Origin of the sequence: Methanosarcina spelaei (genome assembly GCF_002287235.1) — an archaeon.
Lineage (GTDB): Archaea > Halobacteriota > Methanosarcinia > Methanosarcinales > Methanosarcinaceae > Methanosarcina > Methanosarcina spelaei.
Genome location: NZ_LMVP01000251.1, coordinates 1 through 1,667 on the forward strand (window position 1 = coordinate 1; position 1,667 = coordinate 1,667).

The window sequence follows — 1,667 nt, forward strand, 5'->3', positions numbered from 1 at the left end:
AAATTCTTGATCGAGAAATCTCTCAAAGTGCTGCATTCAGACTTCAGATCTGTCTGAAACTCATAAAGAGTATTGATGATGAGATCGAAGCTTTAGAAAAAGAAATTTTCAATTATGCTTATAAAAAGCATAAAAGAGAAATGGAGATTTTAATGTCAGTTCCAGGCATAGGAGAACTTGGTGCGGCAGTTCTACTTGCTGAAATAGGAAATTTCAAGGATTTTTCTTCTGGAAATAAGCTTGCTTCCTGGCTTGGTCTGGTTCCTAATGTGTATCAATCTGCAGATAAATACCACAACGGAAGAATCACAAAGAGAGGATCAAAGGGAGCAAGATGGATTCTTACGCAGATTTCTCAAGCAGCGGCAAGAAAGAATAACAGTAAGTTAAAAGAGTTTTTTAACAGGAAAAAGAAGTCAATTGGGCATTCCAAGGCAATTATTGCCTTGGCAAGGAAAATTGCAACGATAATATGGCATCTTATCGTAAACGATGAGATGTACGAAGATGGAACTGGATATAAAAAAGGAGAAATTCAAAAGAGGAAGATTGTTGAGACAGAAATATTCTCAGTTGATGAACGAATAAAAATAATTAGTGAAATATTTGCGATAATGGAAAAAGAAGGTGAAGAGAGCACGTGAGGAAGATATCCTCATGTACTTTCATGCTAAATAAGTATCCTCTTCAAATTGAGTGGAAAGCTCTCAATTTCTGCTTATTGAGCTTTTTTCTCTGATTAGTTGAGCCAGAGATGGCATCCCAAATGTACCGCTAACTCTATCACATATGTACTGATATGCACTTACACCCAGTTTCTTTGCTGTCTGAACAATCGTCATAAATGTGTCATTTGCTTTTGTTCCTTCCTCTGTTATGGTTTGAAGGCTCACATCTCTTTTTCTGACTTTTGCTCTCGCCGCTAGTTCCGCTGCATTGTTATGCAGCGGAACCTCTGGCAAGACCAGGACCTTTAACAGCTGTTCCTTGTTCTCTTTTGTCTTAGCGATTCTTTCATCCAGCTGTTCATATCCTGTTTTGGTAGAAAACAACTGATCAAACTTAACGGATAATTGCTCCGCTACCTCTGAATCTGGTTTTATTCTAAACTTAGAAAGCTCACCATAAAAGTTCCAGTAACTGTTCAGAAAAGCTTTCAGCTTTTCTTTATGATACGGAACTATTGGCCTTAATTTCTTGTAGTTTCTACCGTCATGAATCCAACAAAGAGCATGGTGATATGCAATTTGCCTGAACTGACGTGCATCATCACTTAAAAGTGTGGTAACCACAGGTATGTCTTTACTTTGATGATAGGCCGCAATTGCACAGGCTTCAAGGACTTTCTTCTTAGTAGTTTTATATCCATTAAGTGAGAAAACACAATCCAGTTTTCGACGCATTTCTTCGTCACTGAATATTTTGTTTTTAAAAGACGAGAGTTTTTCCATCCAACTTTGGGAAACATTAAACGTTTTCATCAGATTATATGCTTCATCAGTAAAGCAGTATGTTTTTTCTTTTCCACATAAAAGCACGTCTAAAACATTTTCTCTATTTTTATTGGGAACTGTAAAATAAGCAGTATAATAAGGATTACAAAGAATTTGAGTATAATAATTGACACCATTGACTCTTGCACCTGTATCATCAATCTGCTGATAAGG

2 protein-coding genes are annotated in these 1,667 nt (G+C 36.6%); one reads left to right on the forward strand and one right to left on the reverse strand.

All coding sequences use genetic code 11. The features are described from left to right. Positions 1–644, forward strand: a 644-nt coding sequence (locus tag ASJ81_RS12305) for an IS110 family transposase (protein WP_141241701.1), incomplete at its 5' end; no start/stop codon positions are given. 63 nt (positions 645–707) lie between these two features. On the opposite strand, the gene ASJ81_RS12310 is transcribed toward ASJ81_RS12305, so the two are convergent. Continuing rightward, positions 708–1,667, reverse strand: a 960-nt coding sequence (locus tag ASJ81_RS12310; protein WP_095644690.1) for an IS66 family transposase, incomplete at its 5' end; no start/stop codon positions are given.